Source organism: Variovorax sp. P1_H12_2, assembly GCF_056405335.1.
This window is the reverse complement of the sequence record NZ_JBFUCI010000048.1, coordinates 1-22,444: the sequence shown is the minus strand read 5'-3', so window position 1 is coordinate 22,444 and position 22,444 is coordinate 1. Positions and strand designations below refer to the sequence as shown.

Annotated in this window: 25 protein-coding genes; 15 read left to right on the top strand and 10 right to left on the bottom strand. The window is 68.4% G+C overall.

Annotation, left to right across the window (positions count from 1 at the left end; translation table 11 throughout):
• A partial coding sequence (locus AC1D2K_RS07885) for a non-ribosomal peptide synthetase (protein ID WP_478087692.1) occupies positions 1–1,251 on the top strand: 1,251 nt, incomplete at its 5' end.
• Positions 1,252–1,257: 6 nt separating this feature from the next.
• On the opposite strand, the gene nadA is transcribed toward AC1D2K_RS07885, so the two are convergent.
• Together nadA and nadC are read right to left on the bottom strand one after the other, a co-directional pair.
• Complete coding sequence (nadA, locus tag AC1D2K_RS07880) at positions 1,258–2,379, bottom strand: quinolinate synthase NadA (RefSeq protein ID WP_478087695.1); 1,122 nt, start codon at positions 2,377–2,379, stop codon at positions 1,258–1,260.
• A 14-nt stretch (positions 2,380–2,393) separates the two neighbouring features.
• A complete protein-coding gene (gene nadC, locus AC1D2K_RS07875) occupies positions 2,394–3,269 on the bottom strand; it encodes a carboxylating nicotinate-nucleotide diphosphorylase (protein ID WP_478087691.1) in 876 nt (291 codons plus the stop codon).
• Positions 3,270–3,422: 153 nt separating this feature from the next.
• Between nadC and nadB the strand changes: the two genes are divergently transcribed.
• Genes nadB through panC form a run of 4 tightly spaced genes read left to right on the top strand, consistent with a single transcriptional unit; the run spans position 3,423 to position 7,220 of the window.
• A complete protein-coding gene (gene nadB / locus AC1D2K_RS07870) occupies positions 3,423–5,000 on the top strand; it encodes an L-aspartate oxidase (RefSeq protein ID WP_478087689.1) in 1,578 nt (525 codons plus the stop codon).
• Between the two features lie 41 nt (positions 5,001–5,041).
• Positions 5,042–5,443, top strand: a complete 402-nt coding sequence (gene panD, locus AC1D2K_RS07865) for an aspartate 1-decarboxylase (protein ID WP_478087687.1) — start codon at positions 5,042–5,044, stop codon at positions 5,441–5,443.
• An 18-nt stretch (positions 5,444–5,461) separates the two neighbouring features.
• Positions 5,462–6,346 carry a 3-methyl-2-oxobutanoate hydroxymethyltransferase gene (gene panB, locus AC1D2K_RS07860; RefSeq protein ID WP_478087686.1) on the top strand — a complete coding sequence of 295 codons (885 nt, stop codon included), beginning with the start codon at positions 5,462–5,464 and terminating at the stop codon, positions 6,344–6,346.
• Positions 6,347–6,356: 10 nt separating this feature from the next.
• Positions 6,357–7,220 carry a pantoate--beta-alanine ligase gene (gene panC / locus AC1D2K_RS07855; protein ID WP_478087684.1) on the top strand — a complete coding sequence of 288 codons (864 nt, stop codon included), beginning with the start codon at positions 6,357–6,359 and terminating at the stop codon, positions 7,218–7,220.
• On the opposite strand, the gene AC1D2K_RS07850 is transcribed toward panC, so the two are convergent.
• Complete coding sequence (locus tag AC1D2K_RS07850) at positions 7,195–7,329, bottom strand: hypothetical protein (RefSeq protein ID WP_478087682.1); 135 nt, start codon at positions 7,327–7,329, stop codon at positions 7,195–7,197. The two genes, panC and AC1D2K_RS07850, sit on opposite strands and share 26 nt — an antisense overlap.
• Before the next feature lie 23 nt (positions 7,330–7,352).
• Between AC1D2K_RS07850 and AC1D2K_RS07845 the strand changes: the two genes are divergently transcribed.
• The 3 genes from AC1D2K_RS07845 (at position 7,353) to AC1D2K_RS07835 (ending at position 8,976) form a co-directional block, all read left to right on the top strand.
• Positions 7,353–8,204 carry a LysR family transcriptional regulator gene (locus AC1D2K_RS07845; RefSeq protein WP_478087680.1) on the top strand — a complete coding sequence of 284 codons (852 nt, stop codon included), beginning with the start codon at positions 7,353–7,355 and terminating at the stop codon, positions 8,202–8,204.
• A gap of 329 nt (positions 8,205–8,533) precedes the next feature.
• Positions 8,534–8,782, top strand: coding sequence for a hypothetical protein (locus tag AC1D2K_RS07840; protein ID WP_478087678.1), 249 nt, complete (start codon positions 8,534–8,536; stop codon positions 8,780–8,782).
• Positions 8,779–8,976: a hypothetical protein gene (locus tag AC1D2K_RS07835; protein ID WP_478087676.1), complete on the top strand. Its 198-nt coding sequence runs from the start codon at positions 8,779–8,781 to the stop codon at positions 8,974–8,976. The genes AC1D2K_RS07840 and AC1D2K_RS07835 overlap by 4 nt, the downstream gene beginning before the upstream one ends.
• Before the next feature lie 60 nt (positions 8,977–9,036).
• Here the strand turns inward: AC1D2K_RS07835 and senB are convergent, their stop codons facing one another.
• Entirely contained in the window at positions 9,037–10,011 is a 975-nt protein-coding gene (senB, locus tag AC1D2K_RS07830) for a selenoneine biosynthesis selenosugar synthase SenB (protein ID WP_478087674.1), read from the bottom strand.
• Between senB and senA the strand changes: the two genes are divergently transcribed.
• Both senA and AC1D2K_RS07820 read left to right on the top strand, forming a co-directional pair.
• Positions 10,010–11,230, top strand: coding sequence for a selenoneine synthase SenA (gene senA, locus AC1D2K_RS07825; RefSeq protein WP_478087672.1), 1,221 nt, complete (start codon positions 10,010–10,012; stop codon positions 11,228–11,230). The two genes, senB and senA, sit on opposite strands and share 2 nt — an antisense overlap.
• A gap of 24 nt (positions 11,231–11,254) precedes the next feature.
• Entirely contained in the window at positions 11,255–11,602 is a 348-nt protein-coding gene (locus tag AC1D2K_RS07820; RefSeq protein ID WP_478087670.1) for a copper-binding protein, read from the top strand.
• A gap of 33 nt (positions 11,603–11,635) precedes the next feature.
• Here the strand turns inward: AC1D2K_RS07820 and AC1D2K_RS07815 are convergent, their stop codons facing one another.
• From AC1D2K_RS07815 to AC1D2K_RS07805, 3 genes are all read right to left on the bottom strand, one after another.
• Positions 11,636–13,810 carry a copper-transporting P-type ATPase gene (locus AC1D2K_RS07815; protein WP_478087694.1) on the bottom strand — a complete coding sequence of 725 codons (2,175 nt, stop codon included), beginning with the start codon at positions 13,808–13,810 and terminating at the stop codon, positions 11,636–11,638.
• Between the two features lie 194 nt (positions 13,811–14,004).
• Positions 14,005–14,445: a hypothetical protein gene (locus AC1D2K_RS07810; protein ID WP_478087668.1), complete on the bottom strand. Its 441-nt coding sequence runs from the start codon at positions 14,443–14,445 to the stop codon at positions 14,005–14,007.
• 118 nt (positions 14,446–14,563) lie between these two features.
• Complete coding sequence (locus AC1D2K_RS07805) at positions 14,564–14,815, bottom strand: heavy-metal-associated domain-containing protein (protein WP_478087666.1); 252 nt, start codon at positions 14,813–14,815, stop codon at positions 14,564–14,566.
• A 196-nt stretch (positions 14,816–15,011) separates the two neighbouring features.
• On the opposite strand from AC1D2K_RS07805, the gene add reads away from it, so the two are divergent.
• Entirely contained in the window at positions 15,012–16,028 is a 1,017-nt protein-coding gene (add, locus tag AC1D2K_RS07800; protein WP_478087664.1) for an adenosine deaminase, read from the top strand.
• A gap of 33 nt (positions 16,029–16,061) precedes the next feature.
• On the opposite strand, the gene AC1D2K_RS07795 is transcribed toward add, so the two are convergent.
• On the bottom strand, positions 16,062–17,594 hold the full coding sequence (locus tag AC1D2K_RS07795; RefSeq protein WP_478087662.1) for a hypothetical protein: 1,533 nt from the start codon (positions 17,592–17,594) through the stop codon (positions 16,062–16,064).
• Positions 17,595–17,884: 290 nt separating this feature from the next.
• On the opposite strand from AC1D2K_RS07795, the gene AC1D2K_RS07790 reads away from it, so the two are divergent.
• From AC1D2K_RS07790 to AC1D2K_RS07775, 4 genes are read left to right on the top strand one after another with little or no spacing between them, the layout of a single operon-like run.
• Entirely contained in the window at positions 17,885–18,916 is a 1,032-nt protein-coding gene (locus AC1D2K_RS07790; RefSeq protein ID WP_478087660.1) for an ABC transporter substrate-binding protein, read from the top strand.
• Positions 18,916–19,722, top strand: coding sequence for an ABC transporter ATP-binding protein (locus AC1D2K_RS07785; RefSeq protein ID WP_478087658.1), 807 nt, complete (start codon positions 18,916–18,918; stop codon positions 19,720–19,722). The genes AC1D2K_RS07790 and AC1D2K_RS07785 overlap by 1 nt, the downstream gene beginning before the upstream one ends.
• A gap of 32 nt (positions 19,723–19,754) precedes the next feature.
• A complete protein-coding gene (locus AC1D2K_RS07780; RefSeq protein WP_478087657.1) occupies positions 19,755–20,609 on the top strand; it encodes an ABC transporter permease in 855 nt (284 codons plus the stop codon).
• Positions 20,610–20,634: 25 nt separating this feature from the next.
• Positions 20,635–21,303, top strand: coding sequence for a cysteine hydrolase family protein (locus AC1D2K_RS07775; protein ID WP_478087655.1), 669 nt, complete (start codon positions 20,635–20,637; stop codon positions 21,301–21,303).
• A 57-nt stretch (positions 21,304–21,360) separates the two neighbouring features.
• Here AC1D2K_RS07775 and AC1D2K_RS07770 read toward each other — a convergent pair whose 3' ends face one another.
• On the bottom strand, positions 21,361–22,140 hold the full coding sequence (locus AC1D2K_RS07770) for an SDR family oxidoreductase (RefSeq protein WP_478087653.1): 780 nt from the start codon (positions 22,138–22,140) through the stop codon (positions 21,361–21,363).
• A gap of 23 nt (positions 22,141–22,163) precedes the next feature.
• Positions 22,164–22,444: ferredoxin reductase domain-containing protein (locus AC1D2K_RS07765; RefSeq protein WP_478087651.1), on the bottom strand; the 281-nt coding region annotated here is incomplete at its 5' end.

Here is a 22,444-nt window from a genome sequence, read left to right as displayed (position 1 = left end):
GTGCTGGTCGCCGTGACCACGCTGAGCTTCGACATCGCGGTGCTGGAACTGCTGCTGCCGCTGCTGGCCGGCGCCACCGTCGTGCTCGCCACCCGGGAGCAGGCCGTCGACGGAGAGGCGCTCCGGACCCTGATCGACCAGGCCCGCGCCACCGTGATGCAGGCGACGCCGGCGACCTGGCGCATGCTGATCGATGCCGGCTGGACCGGCTCGTCGTCGTTCAAGGCGCTGGTCGGTGGCGAGAGCCTCGGCCCGCACCTGGCCGAGCAGCTCTCGGAGCGAACCGGCGAGCTCTGGAACATGTACGGTCCGACCGAAACCACGGTCTGGTCCACCTGCTGGAAGGTGCCCTCGCGGCCGCAGACCATCTCGATCGGCCGGCCGATCGCCAACACCCGCGTCCACGTGCTCGATGCACAAGGCCATCGATGCCCGGCCGGCGTCTCCGGTGAGATCTTCATCGGTGGCGACGGCGTCACGTCGGGCTACCTGCACCGACCCGAATTGACCGCCGAGCGCTTCATCCCCGACCCGTTCAGCCCGGACCCGCAGGCGCGTCTTTACCGGACCGGCGACCGCGGGCGCTGGCGCCACGACGGCCTGCTCGAGCACCAGGGACGGCTCGACTTCCAGGTGAAGGTGCGCGGCCATCGCATCGAGTTGGGCGAGATCGAAGCACGCCTGCAATCGCACCCGAACCTCGCGCAATGCCTGGTCATCGCGCGCGAAGACCGCCCCGGGGACGCCAGGCTGGTGGCCTATGTCGTTGCGCGCGACGGGGCGCTCGACACGCCGGCGCTGAGGGATCACCTGAGGGTCAGCCTGCCCGACTTCATGCTGCCCCAGTACTACGTCGCGCTCGAAGCCCTGCCCCTGCTGCCCAACGGGAAGATCAACCGGCATGCGTTGCCCGCGCCCAGGATCGAGCAGCGGTCGGTTGCCGCTGCAGGCCACGCCCCTTCCACGCCTGCGGAGATGGCGCTGGCCGGGATCTGGAGCGAACTGCTGGCGGTGGACGGCACCGAGATCTCCCGGCTCGACAACTTCTTCGACCTGGGCGGCGACTCCCTGCAGGTCGGCCGGGTCGTCGTCGCCTTCCAGCGCGCCAGCGGCGTCCGGCTGGAAGCCCGCCGCATGATCTTCGAATCCCTGGCCCAACTCGCCAACGGCATCGAGTTGTCCGAGCACTCACCGGTTCAGGCGGAAGAGGCCAAGGGGTGGTTCAAGCGCTTGTTCAAGCGCGGACCCTAGCCTTGCTCAGGCCGCGCCGATGCCCGCCACGAGGTGGTCGACCGGCTGACCGCCCCTGAGCGCCGCCGTGAAGGCCAGCATGCGATCGATCGGCACCCGCGCGCGGCGCCCGAGCGCCGGCTCGACATGCACCTCGCCCGCCCCGGTCTCGAGCACGTGCGCCAGGCCGGCCAGGCCGTTCATCGCCATCCAGGGACAGTGGGCGCAGCTCTTGCACGTCGCCGCGTTGCCGGCGGTGGGCGCCGCGATGAAGGTCTTGCCCGGATTCAGCGTGCGCAGCTTGTGCAGCATGCCGCTGTCGGTGGCGACGATGAACTCGGTCGCGTCCAGGCGCTGCGCCGCGCTCAGGATGGCCGAGGTCGACCCGACCGCGTCGGCCAGCGCGATGACATCGGCCGGCGCCTCGGGATGCACCAGCACCCGGGCCGCCGGGTGGGCCTGCTTCAGCAGCTCGAGTTCGAGCGCCTTGAACTCGTCGTGCACGATGCAGGCGCCGCCCCAGCTCAGCATGTCGGCGCCGGTCTCGCGCCGGATGTAGTCGCCCAGGTGCCGGTCGGGCGCCCAGAGAATCTTGCGCCCCTGCGCCGTCAGTGCCCGCACCACGTCCAGCGCGCAACTCGACGTCACCACCCAGTCGGCCCTCGCCTTCACGGCGGCGCTGGTGTTGGCATAGACGACGACCGTGCGGTCGGGATGCTGCGCGCAGAAGCGATCGAAGTCGTCCGCGGGGCATCCGAGGTCGAGCGAACAGGTGGCGTCCGGATCGGGCATCAGCACCCGCTTGTCGGGCGACAGGATCTTGGCGGTCTCGCCCATGAAGCGCACCCCCGAGACCACCAGCGTGCGCGCCGCATGGTCGCGGCCGAAGCGCGCCATCTCGAGCGAATCGCTGACGAGGCCGCCGGTTTCCTCGGCCAGGTCCTGCAGGTCGGGATGAACGTAGAAGTGGGACACCATCACCGCATCGCGCTCGCGCAGCAGGCGGCGGATGCGATCCTTCAGCGCGAGGCGCTCCGCGGCGCCCGGCTCGGGTGCCACGCGGGCCCACGCGTGGCGCGTTTCGCAGGCGGCGCCGCCGGCGGCGGCGACCGGCTGCTCGTAGTCGACGTCGATCAGCGGAAGCTCCATGGTCAGCGTCATGATCAAGCCTCCCGGAACCGCATCGAGAAATCGATCGCCTTGACGTCCTTGGTCAGGGCCCCGATCGAGATGCGGTCGATGCCGGTCTCGGCCAGCGCGCGCAGGCCGTCGAGCGTCACGCCGCCGGAGATCTCCAGCAAGGCACGGGCATCGCCGAGCGCATCATTGCGACGCACGGCTTCGCGAAGCGCGGGCAGGTCCATGTTGTCCAGCAGCACCATGCGGGCCCCGTCGGCCAGCACCTGGTCGAGCTGCGCCAGGGTCTCGACCTCGATCTGCACGAACGTCGCGCGGCTCGCGACCTCGGCCGCGGCACGCAAGGCGGCGCTGACGCCACCGGCCGCGACGATGTGGTTCTCCTTGATCAGCACGGCATCGTAGAGACCGATGCGGTGATTGACGCCGCCGCCGATGCGCACCGCGTACTTCTGCGCCAGGCGCAGGCCGGGCAGCGTCTTGCGCGTGTCGACGATCTGCGCCCGCGTGCCGCGCACGGCTTCGACATGGACCGCGGTCTTGGTCGCCACCGCGCTGAGCAGCTGCAGGAAGTTGAGCGCGGTGCGCTCGGCCGTGAGCAGCGCCCGGGCAGCGCCCGAGATTTCGAGCACGGTCTGGTCGGCCGCGCAGCGGTCGCCTTCCGCGACATGCCACACGATCCGAGCGCCGGGGTCCAGGTGGCGGACCACCGCCTCGACCCAGGGCGCCCCGCACAGCACGGCGGACTCGCGGGCCAGCACCCGCGCCTCGGCGCGGCGATCGGAGGCAATCAGCGAGGCCGTGAGATCGCCGCTGCCAACATCTTCATCGAGGGCCCGCAGTGCATCGGCGCGCACCACGGCGGCCCATTCGGCGGAAGAAAAATCGAGAGTACTGTCCATCTTCATCATCGGTCGCGAGGCCGCGCACATGCAGCGAATGGCCGCGATCGTAGCAGCGATGCCGACGCGGTCGCCTCGCCTAAATGCACGCGGGCGTAGCGCAAGAGTCGGTTATGGTCGCCCGTTTGTCATCCGAGCCAAGAGCGAAGACCTGTGATTTTTCATGAATTCGATGTCCTGATCGTCGGCAGCGGGCTGGCCGGCCTCAGCACCGCATTGCACCTGGCGCCCACGCATCGGGTGGCCGTCATCACCAAGCGCGCCCTGCAGGACGGCGCCAGCCAGTGGGCGCAGGGCGGCATCGCCGCGGTGCTGGCCGAAGGCGACAGCGTCCAGTCGCACGTCGACGACACGCTGGTCGCCGGCGCGGGCCTCTGCGACCTGGCCGCCACGCGCTTCGTGGTCGAGCATGCGCCCGAGGCCATTGCCTGGCTGCGCGCACTCGGCGTGCCCTTCTCGCTCGAAGACGGCGAGCTGCATCTCACGCGCGAAGGCGGCCACAGCCAGCGCCGCATCGTGCATGCGGCCGACGCCACCGGMGCGGCGGTGCAGCGCACGCTGATCGAGCAGGTGCGGCGCACGCCCAGCATCACGCTGTTCGAGCAGCACACGCTGGTCGACCTGATCACCGGCCGCAAGCTCGGGCGGACCGACAACGCCTGCCTCGGCCTCCATGCGCTGGACGAGGCCACCGACGAGGTGCTGACCTTTCGCGCCCCGCACACCGTGCTGGCCACCGGCGGCGCCGGCAAGGTCTATCTCTACACGAGCAACCCCGACACCGCCACCGGCGACGGCATTGCTGCGGCCTGGCGCGCGGGCTGCCGCGTCGCGAACATGGAGTTCATCCAGTTCCATCCGACCTGCCTGTACCACCCCGATGCCAAGTCCTTCCTGATCAGCGAGGCGGTGCGCGGCGAAGGCGGGCGGCTCCTGCTGCCGGACGGCACCCGCTTCATGCCCGCGCACGACGAGCGGGCCGAACTCGCGCCGCGCGACATCGTGGCGCGCGCCATCGACTTCGAGATGAAGAAGCACGGCCTCGACTGCGTGCACCTCGACATCTCGCACCAGAGCCCGGCCTTCCTGCAGGAACACTTTCCGAACATCCTGGCGCGCTGCGCCGAGCTGGGCATCGACATCACGCGCGAGCCCATTCCGGTGGTGCCGGCCGCGCACTACACCTGCGGCGGCGTGCTCACCGACCTCGCGGGACGCACCGACGTGCCCGGCCTCCACGCCATCGGCGAGACCGCCTGCACCGGGCTGCACGGCGCCAACCGGCTGGCCAGCAATTCGCTGGTCGAGTGCATGGTGTTCGCGCGCGCCGCCGCGCAGGCCATCGCCGAGGCGCCGCAACGACCGCGCGCCGAGCTGCCGGCCTGGGACGACAGCCGCGTCACCGACGCCGACGAGACCGTGGTCATCTCGCACAACTGGGACGAGCTGCGGCGCTTCATGTGGGACTACGTGGGCATCGTGCGCACCAACAAGCGGCTCGAGCGGGCTGCGCACCGCATCGCGCTGCTGCAGGGCGAGGTGCAGGAGTTCTACGGCCACTTCCACGTCACGCGCGACCTGCTGGAGCTGCGCAACCTGGTGCAGGTCGCCGATCTGATCGTGCGCTCGGCCCAGGCCCGGCGCGAAAGCCGCGGGCTGCACTTCAGCCGCGACTATCCGGCGCTCGCCGCGCCGGCGGCACCGACCATCCTCGTGCCGCCCGCGGGCTGACACCTTCATCTTTTCTTGCACAAAGAAAGAACTTTCAAGCCATGTTCCGCACCCTGCTCAAGTCCAAGATCCACCGTGTCGCCGTCACCGACTGCGAGCTGCACTACGAAGGCTCCTGCGCCATCGACGAAGACCTGCTCGACGCCGCCGGCATGGCCGAGAACGAACAGGTCCACATCTGGAACATCAACAACGGGGAGCGCTTCGTGACCTAYGCGATCCGCGGCGAGCGYGGCACCGGCATCATCTCGGTCAACGGCTCGGCCGCKCGGCGKGCMGCSGTGGGCGACCTGATCATCATCGCGGCCTTCGGCCTGGTGCCSGAGGAGCAGGTGGCGGCGCATCGGCCGARGCTGGTCTTCGTCGACGACGCCAACCGCATCAAGGAAGAGCGCGCCCASATCCCSGTGCAGGCCGCCTCGGGCGAAGCCGTCGCGGCCTGACATCGGGAGCAAGCGGACATGACATCCCTCCCCGCCGCCGATGCAGCCACCCCCTACGGCACCCTGCCCCCGGCCTCGCCGCCGGCGGCCCGCAAGCCGCTGAGCCTGCCGCGCCTGGCCGACATGCATGCGCGCGGCGAGAAGATCGTCATGCTGACCGCCTACGACGCCACCTTCGCGGCCGTGGCCGATGCCGCGGGCGTCGAGTGCCTGCTGGTCGGCGACTCGCTGGGCATGGTCTGCCAGGGGCTTCCGAGCACCGTGGGCGTGTCGCTCGACACCATGCGCTATCACACGGAGAGCGTGGCGCGCGGACTGCGCCGCACCCAGGGCACGGCGTGGCTCATCGCCGACCTGCCCTTCGGCAGCTACCACGCGTCGCGCGAGCAGGCACTGCACAGCGCCACGCAGCTGATGCAGGCCGGCGCGCACATGGTCAAGCTCGAAGGCGGCGGCTGGACCACCGAGACCGTGCGCTTCCTCGTCGAGCGCGGCATCCCGGTCTGCGCCCATCTCGGCCTGACGCCGCAAACCGTGCATGCCCTGGGCGGCTACCGCGTGCAGGGCAAGGGCAGCGAGGCCGCGGCGCTGCTCAAGCAGCAGGCCCATGCGCTGCAGGACGCGGGCGCCGCGATGCTGGTGCTCGAGATGGTGCCCGCCGCGCTGGCGACCGAACTCACGAACGAACTGCGCCATTGCGCGACCATCGGCATCGGCGCCGGCCGCGGCACCGCGGGCCAGGTGCTGGTGCTGCACGACATGCTGGGCGTCGGCCTCGGCAAGCTGCCGAAGTTCGTGCGCAACTTCATGGCCGATGCGCCGGGCATCGCGCAAGCCATGCAGGCCTACGTGCGCGCCGTCAAGGACGCCAGCTTCCCCGACGACTCCCTCCACGCCTGGTAGGCACACGACCATGCACATCGCCCGCACCATTCCCGAACTGCGCGACCACCTGGGCCGCTACCGGCGCCCCGCCTTCGTCCCCACCATGGGCAACCTGCACGACGGCCACCTGGCCCTGGTGCGGCAGGCGAAGCCGCTGGGCGACGTCACCGTGGCCAGCATCTTCGTCAACCGGCTGCAGTTCCTGCCGCACGAAGACTTCGACACCTACCCGCGCACCTGGGACAGCGACTGCGAGAAACTGCGCTCGGCCGGCTGCGACCTTCTGTTCGCGCCCGACGAAAAGGCGCTCTACCCCGAACCCCAGACCTGCAAGGTGCACCCCGACGGCGCGCTGGCCGACATCCTCGAAGGCCATTTCCGGCCCGGCTTCTTCGTCGGCGTCTGCACGGTCGTGATGAAGCTCTTCGCCTGCGTGCAGCCCCGCGTGGCCGTGTTCGGCAAGAAGGACTACCAGCAGCTGATGGTCATCCGCCACATGGTGCGCCAGTTCGCGCTGCCGATCGAGGTCGTCGGCGGCGAGACCCGCCGCGCGGACGACGGGCTGGCGCTGTCTTCGCGCAACGGCTACCTGGGCGACGCCGCACGCGCAGAGGCCGTGCAGCTGTCGCAGGCGCTGCAATCGATGGCCGCGGCCGTGCGCGCGGGCGAGCGCGACTTCGGCGCCATCGAGGCGCGCGCCATGCAGGCCCTCAGCGCGCGCGACTGGCAGCCCGACTACATGGTGCTGCGCCGCCGCTCGGACCTGCAGGCGCCGACGGCCGGCGAGCCGCTGGTGGCGCTGGCGGCGGCGCGGCTGGGCAGCACGCGCCTGATCGACAACCTCGAGATCGACGGCGTCGAATCCCTCACAGCCCCAGGACAAACCGCCTGATCTCCGGGTGCGCCAGCACGTCGGCTGCGCGCTGCAGCTCGACCTCCGGTCCTGCGGCCGACACCTCGTCCATGGCGCTGTCGTACTGATCTACCTGCGCCGCGAGCATGCATTCACAATGGCGCGATGCGCATGGAATGGAGCGACCTCCGGATCTTCTTGGCCATTGCGAAGGAAGGCTCGCTCGGCGCCGCCGCGCGCCTGCTCGGCCAGAGCCAGGCCACGGTGGGCCGAAGGCTCCGTGCGCTCGAGGAGGCCATCGGGCAGCCGCTCTTTCTCAGAACGGATGACGGCTTCGTACTGACCGATGAAGGCGCCTCGGTCCTGCCCCGGGCCGAGCGCATCGAGGGAGAGACCCTCGCGCTCCAGCGTGAACTGTCGGGCAGGGATCCGGAACTCGAAGGACTGATCCGCCTCTCGTCCTCGCACTGGTTCGGCGAGCACCTTCTCACGCCGGTGCTCGCGGAGTTTGCGGCTCGCCAACCGGGCGTGGTGGTCGAACTGATCACGAGCGCACGGGCCTACAGCCTCCTGCGACGGGAGGCCGACCTGGTCTTTCGGGTCTACCCGTTCGACGATGCGGAGATCGTGTCCCGTCGACTGATGAGCATCTCCTATGCGGCCTATATGCGGGCAGGCGCCAGACACCCGGCTGCGGGCGACGGCGCCGGGACGGCCCTGGTCACGATGGACCTGGCCTCTGGCGCAACGTCCGATGCGGCCTGGCTGAAAGCGATCCTTCCGAACGCCACCGTGATCGCACGAAGCAACAATCGCGACGTTCAGGCGAGGATGTGCGCACTGGGCGCAGGCCTGGCCGTGCTGCCCCGCCCGCTCGGCGACTCGTTCGCCCAGCTGGAGCGGGTCGACCTCGGCGACGAGCCACCGAGCCGCGACACCTGGCTGGGCTATCACCGCGACATGCGACGCCAGGCCAGACTGCAAGTGCTGCTCAACCTGCTGATCGCACGCCTGGCCAACTGAGCCACGCGCAATCAGCCGCCGCGACCGGCTACCACCGAACTCCGAAGCCCACGCAGATCGCCACGACGGCGATCAAGCCGGCCAACACGAACTTGGTCATGCGATCCCTCGGAGGGGGACGCTTCTTGGGCTCGTGGGTCATGTCCGCGCGATTCAAGGGTGAGAAGCTGCTGAAGCTCTGGGGGTCGGTCGAGGGAGGCTGCATGTAAACAATTGTGTTCATCATCCCTACAGGCTCCAAGGAATAAATGCACACCTAAGTACCCATTATTGAAGCCCCGCTTGAGATGCCGCTCCGGGAAAAAGCGGAGGGACGATCCGGAAGAAACGTGAACTTTTTCATCACTTACCTCTGGATCGTTTGCTTTTTTGTAGACATAATTGGTTACATGACGGACAGCAACACAACCCGCGGATGGTGGAACAACGACGTCGACCCGACCGAGCGCATGGCCCTGAGCCAGGCTCACCGGGAACGCACGCGAGCGCAACACGCCGCCGGCTGGCGACGCAACATCGCGCTCGGCGTCCTGCTCGTGGCCGTGCCGGTCCTGATTCGCGTATTGACCTCCGGATGACGGCTGATTCCTACCCAGCGCCGGTGCCCTTGGGCATCGCCCAGCTGCGTAGGATTGCCCTGGAACTGCGCCTGCGAGCGCTGCGCGGCCAACCGAACGCCGACGCCGTCGCCGACGCACTGGATTCCGTGATCCGGGCGCGGCATGCCGCACGCGCCCGCAAGCGTCACGAGCCGGAGCGAAGACCGCTCTGACCGGCCCGCAACCCCTCCGGGCGATCGCCTCGGACTTGAACGCGCACCTGGCAGTGGCTGCTAGGTGCGGTCTCCCGCCTCGTGGCCGAGCATGTCGCCGAGCAGGCGCGCCACCGCCGTCGCCTCGGCCGCGGTGTCGAAGAGGGTCTCGCGGCCGGCGCACTGCCCCCGCAGACGAGACAGGAATGAAGGGTCTTCGTGCGCGCGCCGCATCAGCCCCGCCAGGGCCGAAGCATTGCCCGCCTCGAAATAGCCGTCGTAGTCACGCCCCAGCAAGCCGACGTTGCCGTCGATCCGGCTCGCCAGGACCGGGACCTGCGCCCGCACCGCCTCGATGACCACGTTGGCGCCGCCCTCGAGCCGGCTCATGTGCACCAGCGCCCGTGCGCTCGCCATCCATTGCCGCGCCACGGGTTGCGGCAGGCCGCCAAGCCAGCGGTAGTCCGGGCATTCGTCCATCGTCAGGCGCGCCTGGTCACCCAGCGCCGCATCCAGTGCGTTGCCGATGTGGACGATGCGAATGCCCGTACCCCGGAGCTGTCGCGCCGCCAGCATCAGCGTCAGCGGGTCCTTTTCGCTGCGCAAGTGCCCCACGGCAACGAAGTCGCAAGGGTAGGCGGCCGGTTCGACGCACGACACACGAGGCGCCGACTGGACGATCACGCGCGCCTTCGCCTGGTCGGCCGGGGACAGGCCGCGGATGGCCTCTTGCTGCAGAACCACGATGTGACTGGCACACTGCAGCGAATGCTGCGCTGCCGCGTCCGACGCCAGGTTGCCGTACAGGTCGGTGCCGGTCAGCACCAGCGCCAGGGGCCGCTTCGGATAAGCTTTCCGGAATCGCGCAATGGAGTCGGCCGAGCGACGCGCATGCAGGGCGATCATGGCCCTCGCGTCCTCGCCGTCCCATTGCTGCACGATGGTGGTCGGCGCCCGCGCCGACAGGAACTCCCGCCATCGCGCGGCCGTGTGCCAATTCCCGTTGTTGCTTGATTCGACCGCCGGCGACACGATGACCACAGGAGACTCGTTCATGCCAGCCATGGTGCCACGACCCGCGATCGAAGCGAAGGATGCCCGCCGCCTGGGCGGACAAGCGCTGTCGGACGCCATGCGGGACAGTCGTCGCCGCACGCTGTCGCTCGTCGACGACCTGTCCGATGCGCAGTGGCAGGTTCCCCACCAGAACGGCATCAACCCCATCCCCTGGGAGCTTGGCCATCTGGCCTGGTTCGGCGAGTTCTGGATGCTTCGAGGCCCGCACCATGCGGGCGACGACGGCTGGGTCCGGGCGGCGCTGCCGGCTCGGATCGCCGGCCCAGACACCCTCTTCGACTCCGCCCGGCTCGCGCACGCCCTGCGCTGGCAAGCGCCGTTGCCTTCGCGCCAGGAGGTGGGCGACATGCTGGCCGCCCAGCTGGAGGCTTGCATCCAGGCCTTGCCGGACGGCGACGACGATGACGCGCTGTACTTTCATCGCCTGGCCCTGTTCCATGAGGACATGCATCGCGAAGCCTTCACCTGGATGAGCTCGGCGCTCTGCTATCCCGCACCTGCGGGCACAGGGCTGGCACCGGTTCCCCACGGCAGCCCGATCAAGGTCCCGGGTGGGAGCGTTCGCATCGGTTGGCCTCCGGATCGCCGCGGCTTTGCGTTCGACAACGAAGGGCCGAGCCGCGTCGAGGCGCTGGAAGCCTTCGAGATCGACGCGCGGCCGGTGACGGCGGGCGAGTTCCTGCGCTTCGTCGAGGCCGGCGGCTACAACGAGCCGGCGTATTGGCCGGGCATGGCGGGCGCGTGGCGTGCCACGGCCGCGCGGGGACATCCCGAGCGCTGGCGACTGCACGAGACGGCGGCAGGCAAAGCGTGGCAAGTGCGCTGGTTCGACCGCTGGCTCCCGCTGGACCCCGATCTGCCGGTCATCCACGTCAATGCCTTCGAAGCCGAAGCCTACTGCGCGTGGGCAGGCCGAAGGCTGCCGCGCGCGGCGGAGTGGGAGCATGCCGCGGCGCTGCTCGGCCTGGCGTTCCATTGGGGCGCCAGCGTCTGGGAATGGACCTGCGACGCCTTCCAGCCGTACCCCGGCTTCAAGGCCGGTCCGTACACGGACTACTCCCAGCCCTGGTTCGGCGACCACCGCGAGTTGCGCGGCGGCGCTTTCGCGACGCACGAGCGGATGCACGACCTGCGCTACCGCAACTTCTTCATGCCGCATCGGGCAGACATCTTTGCGGGGTTCCGAACGGCTTCGTGAAGACAACATCCACGGAAAACCACGATGAAGCCCACAGCCATCCTCATTGCTCTCTCGCTCGTCTCGTGGGCTGGCGCACAGGCGCAGCCCAGCACGCGCGCGGCGGCTGCCCCGGGCAAATCCTGGAGCGTCGGCACACTGCCCGCCATGGCCCTCACCGAGGGCGAAGTGGAAAGGGTCGACAAGGAGCACGGCGAAGTCGTCATCAATCACGGCGACCTGCCCAACCTCGGCATGCCCCCGATGACCATGGGCTTCGCCGTGGCCGACAAGCGGATGCTGGACCGGCTCAAGCCGGGCGACAAGGTGCGATTCAACGCGGAGAGCAGGAAGGGCGAAGCGACGGTGACTTACATCGAATCGGCCCGCTGACCGCCATCACCCTGCGTACCTCCTTTCCGGCTGTCAGTCGTCCAGCCTGGCCGTTCGCAACCGGAGGGAGTTGGCGATGACGCTCACCGACGACAACGCCATGGCGGCTGCCGCCACGACCGGCGACAGCAGGATGCCGAAGAAGGGATAGAGCACGCCGGCCGCCACCGGAATGCCGAGCACGTTGTAGCCGAAGGCGAACCAGAGGTTCAGGCGGATGTTGCCCATCGTCGCGCGCGACAACTGGCGCGCCTTCACGATGCCCATGAGGTCTCCGTGCAGCAGCGTCACACCCGAGCTCTCCATGGCCACATCGGTTCCGGTGCCCATGGCGATGCCCACGTCCGCCGCAGCCAGTGCCGGCGCATCGTTCACGCCGTCTCCCGCCATCGCGACGACGCGGCCTTCGGCCTTCAATCGCTGCACCACCGAGGCCTTGTCCTCCGGAAGCACCTCGGCCACGACCTCGTCGATGCCCAGCTCCCGGCCGACCGCCTGCGCCGTCGTCCTGCCGTCGCCGGTGAGCATGACCACGCGAACATGTGCCTTTCGCAGCGCGGCGATGGCCTGGGCCGTGCTCGCCTTGATCGGGTCCGCGATGCCAACGAATCCGGCCAGGCGGCCATCGATGCCGACGAAGATGACCGTGGCCGCCTTGGCACTGACCGCCTCGGCGGCCTTGGCCAGCGAGGCGACCTCGATGCCGCTTTCCGCCAGGAACTTGGCGCTGCCGCAGACGATGCGGGCGCCGTCCACGACACCGACCACGCCCTTGCCCAGGGGCGAGTCGAAGTCGGCCACGGGCAAGAGCGCAAGCTCGCGCTCCAGGGCGTCGGCCACGATGGCCGCAGCCAGGGGATGCTCGCTGGCCCGCTCCACGCTGGCCAGCTTCTGAAGGACATCGCCGGCCTCGAAGCCTTCCACCGGCTGCACGGTCACGACCTTGGGGCGACCCTCGGTCAATGTGCCCGTCTTGTCGACCACCAGCGTGTCGACCTTCTCCATCCGCTCCAGCGCTTCGGCATCCCGGATCAGCACGCCGCTCTGCGCACCACGCCCGACGCCGACCATGATGGACATCGGCGTGGCGAGCCCCAGGGCGCAGGGACACGCGATGATGAGCACCGCCACCGCCGCGATGAGCGCATACGAGAACGCCGGGCTGGGCCCCCACACGAACCAGGCGACGAAAGCGAGCGCCGCCACGGCGATCACCACCGGCACGAACCACCCTGCCACCTGGTCCGCCATGCGTTGAATCGGCGCGCGGCTGCGCTGCGCGGCGGCCACCATATGGACGATCTGCGAGAGCAGCGTGTCGGCTCCGACTTTCTCGGCGCGCATCACGAAGCCGCCGGTCTGGTTGAGCGTCCCCGCAGTGACTTTCGAGCCCGGCGCCTTGGCCACCGGCATCGGCTCCCCGGTGACCATCGATTCATCGACGGTGCCCTTGCCGTCGATCAGCTCGCCGTCGACCGGCACCTTTTCGCCGGGCCGCACGCGCAGCGATTCGCCCACCTGCACGGTCTCCAACGGAACGCGCTCGTCGGTCCCGTCGGCCTTCACGCGCACCGCCTCCTTCGGCGCCAGGTCGAGCAGCGCGCGGATCGCGCCCGAGGTCTTTTCCCTGGCCCGGAGTTCGAGCACCTGGCCGAGCAGCACCAGCACCGTGATGACCGCGGCGGCCTCGAAGTAGATGGCGACCGCGCCGTCAGGCCCCCTGAACTCGGCCGGAAAGACCTGCGGCATCAGCGTCCCCACGATGCTGTAGACCCAGGCCACGCCCGTGCCCAGCGCGATGAGGCTGAACATGTTCAGGCTGCGGTGCTTGACCGACGCCCAGGCCCGGACGAAGAAGGGCCACCCGGCCCAGAGCACGACCGGCGTTCCGAACAGAAGCTGGACCCAGTTCGAGGTCTGCTGCCCGATGAGGTGATGGATGTCCATCAGGTGCCCGCCCATCTCCAGCGCAAAGACCGGGACGGTGAGCGCCAGGCCGACCCAGAAGCGTCGCGTCATGTCGCGCAACTCGGGGCTCTCTCCGGTTTCGGTCGTGGCCACGACCGGCTCGAGCGCCATGCCGCAGATCGGGCAGTTCCCCGGGCCCATCTGCCGCACCTGAGGGTGCATGGGGCAGGTGTACTCGATGTCCTTCGCGCCCGCCTTCGGCGCCTGGCTCGGCTGGGACGGCGCGTGGCCGGCGTGCATGCCATGGCCATGGTGACCGTGATGGCCCATGGGGTCGGGCATCTTGGCCGCGTCGAGCTTGGACGTGGTGTCGGGCGTCATTGGCATCTTCGTTCCAGCAATAGTGATGCTGAAGTCTCCACCTTCCCATGGCGGGAAGGTCAAGCCCCAGGACGGCTTTCGCCCGCTTCAGTCCCGAGGCTGCGCGGATGCCGCTACTTGGCGGCGGGCGGCCGCGCGGCCTCCCGGTCCACCATCATCTGCATCATCATTTCCATCATCTCCATGCGCTGCACCATGTCGGTGTGCATGGACGGACCGCCGGGCATCGATGACTTGCCGCCCATCTGGCCCTGCATCGGCATGCCGCCGCCCATCTGGCCCATCATCGCCATGCCGTCCTGCATGGCCTTCATATGGACATTCATCAACGCGGCACGCTCCGCGGGCGTCTTGGCGGCCATCATCTTCTGGTGCATCTCCTGCATCGTCTTCATCTGCTGGTCGAACYTTGCCGGGTCGACCTTCGGTGCGGATTCAGCCGCCGGGTGATGCGCGTCGTGCGCTTCCCCCTGCGGGGCCCCCGAACCAGAGAACGAGGAACAGCCGGCCAGCGTGACCGCCGCGGTCGTGACGAGCATGCTGATGAGCTTCATCGTGGTTCACCTTGTGACGCGAGCGCTCGGAAGCGCGCTCGATGTCACCAGCATGCGCGCGGAGACCCCCTGCGCCCTTGATGCAGATCAAACGGGTGGTCTCAGGGGCTGCCCTTGCCTATCCGCAGCAACAGCCGCTTCGCTGCGCTGCCGCAGGGCGGGAAGCGCCCTCGATGGCCACCGGGCTGTAGCCCGCTCCCTTGATGGCGTCGTTCAGCTGTTGCGCCGTTGCAGCGGCCGGCTCGATGTGCACCCGATGCGCGGCCAGGTCCACCTGGACTTTGGCGTCGCTGTCGATGCCGGCGACCGCCTTGCTGATGGTGCTCGCGCAGTGGCCGCAGGTCATGTCGTTGACTTCGAAGGTAATCATTGCTTGGCTCCAAAGGGAAGTACTTGAAGCGTTCAGTGTTAACCCTCCCATCATGGGAAGGTCAAGGCCCCCATTCATTTGTGGCCAAGATGCACCGGCGAATACAGGCTATGCACGCGAGCGCATGACGTCGGGCCGCCGACGCGCGAGACTGGCGGGCTGGCGCCTCACGGCGCATGCACAACCGGGCACCCCCATGAACCACTCTCAGACTTCCCCTATCGACAAAGACAGACTGAAGGCCTTGCCCAAGGCAGAGGTCCATGCGCATCTCGAAGGCTGCTTCGAAATCAGCTCTCTGGCGCAATGGGCAGCGCAAGCGGGCGTGCCCCTGCCCAGACCTCGCGAACGCTTGTTCGAGTTCGAAGGCCTGGCCGACTTCCTGCAGTTCCTCGACTGGGCGTGCGGCCTCGCGTCGACCCGCGAGCGCCTGGCCGAGTTGAGCTACAGCTACAGCAAGCGGCTCGCCGACAGCGGTGCAGGCTACGCGGACGTGATCGTCAACCCGACCCATTGGGAGGCGTGGCAGGGTCGCCTGCCCGACATGATCGACGCCATCGATGCCGGCTTCGCCGCCGCAGAACAAGACGGACTTCCGCCGGTGGGCCTGTGCGTGAGCCTGTTGCGTACGCAATCGGCCGACGCCGCGGCCGAACTGGTCGACACGCTGGTGGCCCTGCGACACCCGCGGGTCGTGGCACTCTCCATCGATGGCAACGAGGCTGCCGCCGGCCGCACGGGCCCGCGTTTCGCCCAGGCGTTCCGACGCGCGGGTGCGGCAGGGCTGCGCCGCACCGTGCATGCCGGCGAGTCCAGCGGCCCCGAGGGCGTTCGGGATGCCATCGAACTGCTCGGCGCCGACCGCATCGACCATGGCGTGCGCGCGATYGAAGATCCGGAGCTGGTTCGACTGCTGGTCGACCGGCAGATACCCCTGGGCATCTGCCCGACCTCCAACCTGACCTTGGGCGTCTACCCTCGCATCGAGGACCATCCCATCGACCGCCTGCGCCGTGCCGGCGTCGCCGTGTCCCTCAACACCGACGATCCGGCCTTGCTGGGGGCCAGCCTGGTGGGCGAGTACGCCATGTGCCGCAAGGCGTTCGGCTGGTCGGATGACGATCTTCGATCGCTGGCACGCCATTCGATCGATGCGAGCTTTGCCAATGCCGACGTCAAGGCACGGCTGAGAGAGGCGCTGTCGAACTGGTGAGAAGAGAAGAGGTGCCGTGAGATCATCGGCATGTCACCAGAGCAAGACTGCGCACACGGTGGACACGACGAGCCCTGTGACGACGGGAATCAGCAGCGCCCGCACCGCGGACAGCACCGGCACCCGCGCGAAGCCCGCAACCGCGATCAGCGAGGACCACGCAATCAGCGTGCCGCCGCCGGTCCACACGGCACCCATCTGGCCGACCGCGACCAGCGTCGCCGCGTCCATGCCGGCGGCGGGCGCCAGCGCCCCCGACAGGGTGCCGGTGAGGGGCAGGCCGGCAAAGCCGGAGCCGTCGATTCCGGTGATCATGCCCACGATCAGCACGCCGAAGGCGACGAAGGCGTGGTTGTGGGGGATCAGGTGCTGGCCGCTCTGGATCAGCTCGAACAACAGGTGCGGCGGCTTGGCGTCGGCCGCCATTCCGAGGATCGGGCCGGCGGTCTCGCCCGCGCCAATGAAGAAGAAGCCGGCGATCGGCAGCACCGAGCCCATCGCCTTGAAGGCGAACACGAACCCGTCGGTGATGTGGTCGGCGCTGACGTCGAGCATCTTGCGCGGGCCTTCGGCGGCCAGCGTCGCCAGGATCATCAGCATCGCCGCCATGCCGCCCACCAGCGTCGCCGCGGCACCGCCCTTGAGCTCGGGCAGCGACGGCACGACCTTGGGCATCACCATCGTCGCGATGACGGCCAGGAAGGCCAATGGCGTGAGGATGGCGAAGACCTTGGACCAGACGATGCGGCGTGCCGTCAACGCGTGCAGTGTCTTCTCGATCTGCGCATCGCTGAGGAAGGGCGCGTCGCGGCTGGTGCCGCGGGCGAGCTCCGCCTTGTCGAAGGTCCCGGCGGCTTCGAATTCGGCGCTGCGGCCATGGGTCGGCTGCCCCTGCCACTTCACGAGCAGGGCATTGCTGGCCGGCACGATGCGGTGCCGCAAGGACAGGTAGGCGATGAGCAGTGCGATGACGCCGGTGATCAGCGACAGCACCAGCGCGCGGTCGGCCACGATCGCGGCCGAGACACCGGCGGCGCGGGCACCGATCCCGGGGGCGACCCCGATCACGTAGTCCGACGACAGCGCCATGCCCTGGCCGGCGATGGCGACCGCCACGGCGCCGGCCAGCGGCGGCAGGCCAGCCGCGATGGCCGCGGGCAGCAGCACCGCCGACACCAGCGGAACGGCGGGGGTCGGCCAGAAGAACAGCGAGATCAGGTAGGTGATGCCGGCCAGCACGAAGTACGCGACATGCCCGTTCTTCATGATCGCGCGGAAAGGCTCGACCATGCGGATGTCCGACTGCAGCGCCTTCAGGGCATTGAGCAACGATGTCATCAAGGCGATGACCAGGAAGATGTTGAACAGCTCCTTGGCCGCGACGAAGCTCGCATTGAAGATGCTGCCGAGCGCCGCCACCGGACTGTGCGTCCAGGCGAGCGCGACGCAGAAGGTGGCGATGATCGACGGCACGACGACGTTGGCGCGGAAGATCATCGTCAGGACGATGGCGCCGACACCCAGCAGGTAGACCCAGTGGGCGGCGTTGATGCTGATGGAATCCATCTGTGAACCTCGTGGAGTTGGGGTTGTTCTGTAGAAGAAGACGCACTGAAACGGTATACAGTATTCCAACAATGCAAAGATCAGGCCATGGGGTAAACGCTCTGAGACGGCTTCCAGTGCGCCTGGATGGTGCGAAAGGCGCTCCGAAAAAGAGCATCCCTATAGGGAAACTCCCCTCTCAGGGTCGACGTGCGAATGGTTTCAGAGGGGCCGCCATGCTGCATTGCAAGATTGCTTTCTGGCCCGCGTTTTGCATACTGTATTAACTTATCACCACCTGGAGGTTTGCCATGTTCCTGCTTTCGCGCCGTATACCGGCACTTGTTCGACTCGTGCCGGCGCTCGCGATGGCGGCCGGACTGGTGGGCCTTTGCGGCCAGGCTGCCGCGCAGACCGCCAAGCCCCTGACCAAGGTGCGCTACGAGGAAGTGATCCGCTCGGTGCTGTATGTGCCGATGTACGTCGCCTTGAACCAGGGCTACTTCAAGGATGCCGGCCTGGACGTGGGGATGAAGACCTCGCAGGGCACCGACAAGGGCATGGCCGCGCTGTTGTCCGGCAGCGCCGACATCGTGCTGATCGGCCCCGAGGCCTCGATCTATGTGGCCAACAGCGAGTCGCCGGCCAAGCCGAAGATCTTCGCCGGCCTCACCGCGACCGACGGCTTCCTGCTGATGGCGCGCAAGCCGGTCAGCGGCAAGTTCGACTGGAACCAGCTCAAGGGCAAGTCGGTCATGGCCTTCCGTCCGGGCTCGAACCCCGACGTCTTCCTGGAAGCCGCCTTGCGCAAGCACGGCCTCGACCCGAAGAAAGACCTCAAGCTGGTCAGCAACATCGGTCCGGCCGCACGCACCGGCGCCTGGATGGCCGGCCAGAACGACTACGCGATCTTCCTGGAGCCGGAAGCCGGCAACCTCGAGAAAGACGGCAACGGCTACGTCATGGCCTCCATCGGCAGCGAAGTCGGTCCGGTCGACTACACCGTGTTCACCACCACCGACGTCTACATGCAGAAGAACCCCGAGGTGCTGCAGGCCTGGACCCAGGCCGTGGCGCGCGCCCAGCAGTACGTGCAGACGGCGCCGGCCGCCGACCTCGCCAGGCAGGTCGCCGAGTTCTTCCCCGGCATGTCGCAGCCCGAACTTGCCAGGGCCATCGAGCGCTATCGCGGCTACAAGCTGTGGAAGACCTCGCCGCTGGTGGAGAAGCCCGCCATCGAGCAACTGCAGGACATGCTCACGGCCAGCGGCGTGCTCGAAAGCGGCAAGCGCGTGAAGTACGAGCAGGTCGTCGTGACCGACTTCGCCAACAAGGCCAAGTGATGGCGGCGCCGGGCATTTCCGCGGCCGGGAGGCCGCGCATCGACGTGCGCAACGTCTCGCTGCGCTACTTCACGCTGCAGGGCGAGACCCAGGCGCTCGACAACATCTCGCTGGCGGTCGCGCCCGGCGAGTTCGTCAGCATCATCGGCCAGTCGGGCTGCGGCAAGAGCACGCTGCTGTCGATCATCGCCGGCATCCTCGATCCCTCGGCCGGCAGCGTGACCGTCGACGGCAAGCCCGTCACCGGTCCGTCGCCCAGCATCGGCTACATGCTGCAGCAGGACTACCTGTACGAATGGCGCAGCATCCTGGACAACGCGCTGCTCGGCGCCCAGATCCAGAAGCGCAACATGCGCGAGGCCCGCGAGCGCGCCATCCACCTGCTGCACAAGTGCGGCATGGGGGATTTCCTGCACCACTACCCGCGCCAGCTCTCGGGCGGCATGCGCCAGCGCGTGGCGCTGGCCCGCACGCTGGTGACCAATCCCGATGTCGTGCTGCTCGACGAGCCCTTCTCGGCGCTCGATTCGCAGACCCGCCTGGCGATTGCGGACGAGGTGGTCGAGGTGCTGCGCAGCGAAGGCAAGTCGGTGGTGCTGGTGACGCACGACATCGGCGAGGCGATCGCGATGACCGACCGCGTGGTGGTGCTGTCGCGCCGCCCGGGCCGCATCAAGTCGGAACACCTGATGGCCTTTCCCAGTCACGGCAAGCGGCCGACGCCCTTCGAGGCCCGCGCCCTGCCCGAGTTCAACACCTATTTCGGCACGCTCTGGGACGAGCTCGACGTGCACGTCGAAGGATGACCGTGAGCGCAGAGATGAACGCAACCCCCTCGATGACGATACCCGCCCCGGCCGCGACGTCGCAGCCCGCCACACCCGCCGTCAAGGCCGACAAGGCGCCCAGCGCGGCCTACGCGAAGTGGCTGGCCCGCCAGCGCCGCGAGAAGACGCTGGTGCTCGCCAGCCGGCTGCTGCTGCTCGCGGCCTTCTTCGGCCTCTGGGAACTGCTGGCCAAGACCAAGGTGGTCAACCCGATGCTCACCAGCTACCCGAGCGCACTGTGGCCGACCTTCGTCGACCTGCTGCTGCACGGCAACCTGGCGATGCACACCTGGGCCACCTTCAAGGCGACCCTGGTCGGCTTCGTGCTCAGCATGGTGTTCGGCGTCGCCATCGCGGCCGGCCTGTGGTGGTCGCGCTTCGCCAACAAGGTGCTCGACCCGTTCCTGGTGGTCGCCAACGCGATGCCGAAGATCGCCTTCGTGCCGATCTTCTACATCTGGCTCGGCTCGGAGTACTCGGTGTACGGCATGGCGGTCGCGATCGCGATCTTCGTGACGATCATGGTCGCCTACGACGGCTTCCAGGCGACCGACCCGAACAAGATCAAGCTGGCCACGACGCTGGGCGCGAGCCGCGCGCAGGTCCTGCGCATGGTGGTGCTGCCCGGCAGCGTGCCGACGCTCATCGCCGCACTCAAGATGAACATCGGCTTGTCGCTGGTCGGCGTGATCGTCGGCGAGTTCCAGTCGGCCAGCGAGGGCCTGGGTTTCCTGATCGTCAACGGCAGCCAGATCTTCAAGCTCAACATCGTGATGACCGCGATCGTGGTGCTGGCGTTGATGTCGGCGCTGATGTACCTCGTCATCGCCCGCGTCGAGAGCGCCCTGGCACGCCGCTACGGCTGAGCGCCCGCCAGCCCGAGGACACACGATGGAATTTCCCGCATGGATCGTCGACCGCGTCATCGCGCGGCAAGGCACGCTGCACCCCTACCCGCGCTTCGACGCGCGCCGCACCGCCTTCGTCGTGGTCGACCTGCAGAACTACTACACGCAGCCCGGCTTCATGGCCGAGTGCGCGCCGGCACGCGACACCTTCGGCAAGGTCAACCAGCTCGCCGCCGCGCTGCGCGAGGCTGGCGGCACGGTGATCTGGGTGCAGACCTGCTCGGACGGCGCCGACAGCTTCTGGTCGCACCACCACGCCTACATGCTGACCCCCGAGCGCAGCGCGCGCCGATTGCTCGAACTGGGACGCTCGCACGCCGGCTTCGCGCTCGCGCCGGGCCTGGACGCGCGCCCTGAAGACCCCCGCGTCGTCAAGCGCTGCTACAGCGCACTGGTGCCGGGCTCGTCATCGCTCGACGAAGTGCTGAAGGCGCGCGGCATCGAGACCGTGCTGATCGGCGGCACCGTCACCAACGTCTGCTGCGAGTCGACGGCACGCGACGCGATGATGATGAACTACGCCACCGTGATGGTCGAGGACGCGCTCTCGGCCATCACGCCGGGCGAGCATGTGCAGTCGCTGCACAACTGGATGCTGTTCTTCGGCGACGTGCTGACCGCGGACGAGGTCGGCACGCGCCTGCTGCCCTAGTCAGTTGAGGACAGAGCAAAAACTGCTTCGCAGTTTCTTGATCTGTCCCGCAAGGTCTCAGAAAGTCCCCGGGTAGGCCCCGCCATCGATCAGCAGGCTCTGCCCCGTGATGTAGCCCGCGTGCGCGGAGCACACGTACGCACAGAGAGCACCCACCTCCTCGGCGCGGCCGAAGCGGCCGGCCGGGTTGTTGCGGCCGCGCTCGTCCCACAGCTGCGCGAAGGCCTTGCCCTCGGTCTTCACCAACGCCTCGACGTGATGGCGCTGCGCATCGGTCGCGAACACGCCGGGCAGGATGTTGTTGATCGTCACGTTGTGGCGCACGGTCTGGCGCGCCAGACCGGCGACGAAGCCGACCAGCCCCGATCGCGCGCCGTTCGACAGCCCGAGTTCGGCCTGCGGCGTCTTCACGCTGCGCGAGACGATGTTGACGATGCGCCCGAAGCCGCGCTCGATCATCGGGTCGACCGTACGGCGGATCATCTCGATCGGTCCCAGCATCATGGCGTCGAGCGCGGCATGCCAGTCGGCCGTGGACCAGTCGCGAAAGTCGCCGGGCGGGCGGCCGTCGGCGTTGTTGACCAGGATGTCGGGCGACGGGCAGGCCGCCAGCGCGACATCGCGACCCGCGGCGGTGGTGATGTCGGCGACCACGAAGCGCAGGGGCGCGCCGGCCTCGGCCGACAGCTCGGCCGCCGCCTCGCGCAGCGTGGCCTCGGTGCGCGCGGCGATCACGACCTGCACGCCTTCCAGCGCGAGTTGCCGGGCGCAGGCGCGGCCCATGCCGCGGCTGCCGCCGAAGACCAGCGCCGTGCGCTGCGAGATGCCCAGGTCCATCGGGTTTCCTTGCGTGCCGCGGTTCAGGCCGCGGCGGTGGATTGGAAGGTGAAGCTGTCGCTGTACAGATGGTCGATGCTGGCATGGCGCGCCAGGAAAGCCCGCCTGGCGTCGCCGATCATCGCCGGGGAGCCGCACAGGTAGATGGCATGCTCCGAAAGATCCTCGAAGTCTTCCTCGACGGCCTGCTGCACGTGCCCGCGCCGGCCGGTCCAGCCGGCGCCGGCGCGCGACAGCACGGGCACGTAGCGGAAGTCGCACAGCCGATCGGTCCAGGCCTGGATCTGGTCGTGCAGGTACAGGT

Excerpts from the sequence above, each read along its gene's own strand:
- nadA (WP_478087695.1), bottom strand. The coding sequence starts at position 2,379 with ATGGAGCTTCCGCTGATCGACGTCGACTACGAGCAGCCGGTCGCCGCC.
- nadC (WP_478087691.1), bottom strand. The coding sequence starts at position 3,269 with ATGGACAGTACTCTCGATTTTTCTTCCGCCGAATGGGCCGCCGTGGTG.
- panB (WP_478087686.1), top strand. The coding sequence starts at position 5,462 with ATGACATCCCTCCCCGCCGCCGATGCAGCCACCCCCTACGGCACCCTG.
- panC (WP_478087684.1), top strand. The coding sequence starts at position 6,357 with ATGCACATCGCCCGCACCATTCCCGAACTGCGCGACCACCTGGGCCGC.
- AC1D2K_RS07850 (WP_478087682.1), bottom strand. The coding sequence starts at position 7,329 with ATGCTCGCGGCGCAGGTAGATCAGTACGACAGCGCCATGGACGAGGTG.
- AC1D2K_RS07845 (WP_478087680.1), top strand. The coding sequence starts at position 7,353 with ATGGAATGGAGCGACCTCCGGATCTTCTTGGCCATTGCGAAGGAAGGC.
- AC1D2K_RS07835 (WP_478087676.1), top strand. The coding sequence starts at position 8,779 with ATGACGGCTGATTCCTACCCAGCGCCGGTGCCCTTGGGCATCGCCCAG.
- senA (WP_478087672.1), top strand. The coding sequence starts at position 10,010 with ATGCCAGCCATGGTGCCACGACCCGCGATCGAAGCGAAGGATGCCCGC.
- senB (WP_478087674.1), bottom strand. The coding sequence starts at position 10,011 with ATGAACGAGTCTCCTGTGGTCATCGTGTCGCCGGCGGTCGAATCAAGC.
- AC1D2K_RS07820 (WP_478087670.1), top strand. The coding sequence starts at position 11,255 with ATGAAGCCCACAGCCATCCTCATTGCTCTCTCGCTCGTCTCGTGGGCT.
- AC1D2K_RS07815 (WP_478087694.1), bottom strand. The coding sequence starts at position 13,810 with ATGCACGCCGGCCACGCGCCGTCCCAGCCGAGCCAGGCGCCGAAGGCG.
- AC1D2K_RS07805 (WP_478087666.1), bottom strand. The coding sequence starts at position 14,815 with ATGATTACCTTCGAAGTCAACGACATGACCTGCGGCCACTGCGCGAGC.
- AC1D2K_RS07795 (WP_478087662.1), bottom strand. The coding sequence starts at position 17,594 with ATGGATTCCATCAGCATCAACGCCGCCCACTGGGTCTACCTGCTGGGT.
- AC1D2K_RS07790 (WP_478087660.1), top strand. The coding sequence starts at position 17,885 with ATGTTCCTGCTTTCGCGCCGTATACCGGCACTTGTTCGACTCGTGCCG.
- AC1D2K_RS07785 (WP_478087658.1), top strand. The coding sequence starts at position 18,916 with ATGGCGGCGCCGGGCATTTCCGCGGCCGGGAGGCCGCGCATCGACGTG.
- AC1D2K_RS07780 (WP_478087657.1), top strand. The coding sequence starts at position 19,755 with ATGACGATACCCGCCCCGGCCGCGACGTCGCAGCCCGCCACACCCGCC.
- AC1D2K_RS07775 (WP_478087655.1), top strand. The coding sequence starts at position 20,635 with ATGGAATTTCCCGCATGGATCGTCGACCGCGTCATCGCGCGGCAAGGC.
- AC1D2K_RS07770 (WP_478087653.1), bottom strand. The coding sequence starts at position 22,140 with ATGGACCTGGGCATCTCGCAGCGCACGGCGCTGGTCTTCGGCGGCAGC.